This window comes from Streptomyces botrytidirepellens, assembly GCF_003721215.1.
Taxonomy (GTDB): domain Bacteria; phylum Actinomycetota; class Actinomycetes; order Streptomycetales; family Streptomycetaceae; genus Streptomyces; species Streptomyces himastatinicus.
Genome location: NZ_RIBZ01000540.1, coordinates 1 through 2,690 on the forward strand (window position 1 = coordinate 1; position 2,690 = coordinate 2,690).

Consider the following 2,690-nt stretch of genomic DNA (forward strand, 5'->3'; position numbering starts at 1 on the left):
CGGCGGCGCCCCGGCCGCCCTGGGCGGGGACGGTCGGGCCACCGGCGGCGGCCGCGGGCTCACCGCGCGCCACCCGGTCGTCGGGCCGTCCGATCAGCCAGTCCCGGCTCGGGACGACGAGCCCGGCCGGGGTGAAGGCGATCTTCCGCAGCTCCGCATGGCTGCCGGAGTCCTTCCGCCACAGCCCGCTGACGATGTCCACCGCCTCCTGCGGGGTGGCGGCGAACTCCAGCCCCGCGTAGACCGGCGCACAGGCGTCAAGACCCAGGTCCTGGGCGGTCAGCCGGCGGCCCAGCCGCCGGGTGAAGACCTCGGCGATCAGCGCGGGGGTGGTGCCGCGCGGCTGCTGGCCGCGCAGCCAGCGGGTCACCGACGTCTTGTCGTACCGCAGATCGAGGCCGTGTTCGATGCCGAGCTGGTCCACCCGCCGGGCGAGCCCGGCATTGGAGAAGCCTGCCTCGGAAATCAGCGCGGCGAGCTGACGATTGGGGATGCGCTGCGGGGGTCGTTCCGTCATCAGCCTGCCGGTCTCCCTGATTCGCTCTCTGGAACGGCGTGAATTTAACTGGCTGTAGCGGGCTGATCGCGCTCGTCGGACTCCTTTCATCCGATCGTGTGAGAACGAGCCGGATAGGGGTCCGAAAGCGCACGGTCGTACAGTGGCGGAGGCACTGCCAACTGTTACGAGGTCCGAAGAGGAGCTTGCCGTGACCGCAACGTCCCCGGAGACGCCCCCTGCTTCGCAGACGCGACTGCGCTACGTCCATCTGGGGTTCGGGGCGGACGCCGTCGACTACCAGGAGGCGTGGCAGGAGCAGCGCCGGGTGCACGCGGCCCGGTTCGCGGACGAGATCCCGGACACCTGTCTGCTGCTCGAGCACCGGGCCGTCTACACGGCGGGGCGGCGCACGGCCGACAACGAGCGCCCCCTCGACGGCACCCCGGTGGTGGACGTGGACCGCGGCGGCAAGATCACCTGGCATGGCCCCGGCCAGCTGGTGGGCTATCCGATCCTCAAGCTGCCGCGCCCGGTGGACGTCGTCGCCCATGTCCGGCGGCTGGAGGAGGCCATGCTGCTGACCTGCGCCGACTTCGGCGTGGAGGCCACCCGGGTGGAGGGCCGCAGCGGGGTGTGGGTGCTGGGCGACCCGGTGGACCGGCGCCCGGCGCTCGGCGGGCTGACGCTGGACTTCGACCCGCGGGTGGATGACGAGGAGTTCGACCCGCGGCTGAACGGCCCGGAGTACGCCCCGTCCAACGCCGGACAGCGCCGTGAGGACCGCAAGCTCGGCGCGATCGGCGTGCGGGTCGCCAAGGGCGTGACCATGCACGGCTTCTCGTTCAACTGCAATCCGGACAACACCTCGTACGACCGGATCGTGCCGTGCGGCATCCGGGACGCGGGCGTGACGTCGCTCTCGGCGGAGCTGGGCCGGGAGGTGACGGTCGCCGAGGTGACCCCGGTGGTCGAGAAGCATCTGCGGGCGGTCGTGGAGTCCTCCGTCCCGCTGCCCCGCGCCGTATAGGGCCCGCCGCCGTATGGGGCCCAGCTCATGGGGCCCAGGGAATGCGGCCCCCGACCTCACCGGTTGCCCTGGACGTAAATCCGTACGAATGACGGGCGTACCCTGGTGACCGCCGACGATTCGAAAGCCGCGCCACCCAGACTCGCCAAGCAAAGAGGAGTGCCGGACGTGTCCGCAGTCGCACCCGACGGACGCAAGATGCTGCGTCTGGAGGTCCGGAACAGCCAGACCCCCATCGAGCGCAAGCCCGAGTGGATCAAAACGCGGGCGAAGATGGGCCCCGAGTACACCGAGCTGCACGGCCTGGTGAAGCGGGAAGGCCTGCACACGGTGTGCCAGGAGGCGGGCTGTCCCAACATCTTCGAATGCTGGGAGGACCGCGAGGCCACGTTCCTCATCGGCGGCGACCAGTGCACCCGGCGCTGTGACTTCTGCCAGATCGACACCGGCAAGCCGCAGCCGCTGGACCGCGACGAGCCGCGCCGGGTGGCCGAATCCGTGCAGACGATGGAGCTGCGGTACGCCACGATCACCGGCGTCGCCCGCGACGACCTGGACGACGGCGGCGCCTGGCTGTACGCGGAGACCGTGCGGCAGATCCACTCCCGCATGCCGGACACCGGCGTCGAGCTGCTGATCCCGGACTTCAACGCGGATCCCGACCAGCTCGCCGAGGTCTTCTCGTCCCGCCCCGAGGTGCTGGCGCACAACGTCGAGACCGTCCCGCGGATCTTCAAGCGCATCCGCCCCGGCTTCCGTTACGAGCGCTCGCTCAAGGTCATCACCAGGGCCCGCGAGGCGGGGCTCGTCACCAAGTCCAACCTGATCCTGGGCATGGGCGAGGAGCGCGAGGAGATCAGCCAGGCGCTCCAGGACCTGTACGACGCGGGCTGCGAGCTGATCACGATCACCCAGTACCTGCGCCCCTCCGCGCGGCACCACCCGGTGGAGCGCTGGGTGAAGCCGCAGGAGTTCGTGGAGCTGAAGGAGGAGGCGGACGAGATCGGCTACGCCGGTGTCATGTCCGGCCCCCTCGTCCGCTCGTCGTACCGCGCGGGGCGCCTGTACCAGCAGGCCATCGACCAGCGGGCGAACACGGCACAGGCGGTGTGACGCCACAACGGCGATACGGCAGAGGGCGGCGCGAACCGGCTGGTTCGCGCC

General features: G+C 70.7%; 3 protein-coding genes. 2 read left to right on the forward strand and 1 reads right to left on the reverse strand.

The window, feature by feature from the left end; all coding sequences use genetic code 11:
* A partial coding sequence (locus tag EEJ42_RS32510; RefSeq protein ID WP_484422019.1) for an NsdA family TPR-like regulatory protein occupies positions 1-517 on the reverse strand: 517 nt, incomplete at its 3' end.
* Positions 518-707: 190 nt separating this feature from the next.
* On the opposite strand from EEJ42_RS32510, the gene lipB reads away from it, so the two are divergent.
* A complete protein-coding gene (lipB, locus tag EEJ42_RS32515; RefSeq protein WP_184503378.1) occupies positions 708-1,526 on the forward strand; it encodes a lipoyl(octanoyl) transferase LipB in 819 nt (272 codons plus the stop codon).
* A gap of 168 nt (positions 1,527-1,694) precedes the next feature.
* On the forward strand, positions 1,695-2,639 hold the full coding sequence (gene lipA / locus EEJ42_RS32520) for a lipoyl synthase (protein ID WP_123105521.1): 945 nt from the start codon (positions 1,695-1,697) through the stop codon (positions 2,637-2,639).
* The last annotated feature ends 51 nt before the right edge of the window (positions 2,640-2,690 follow it).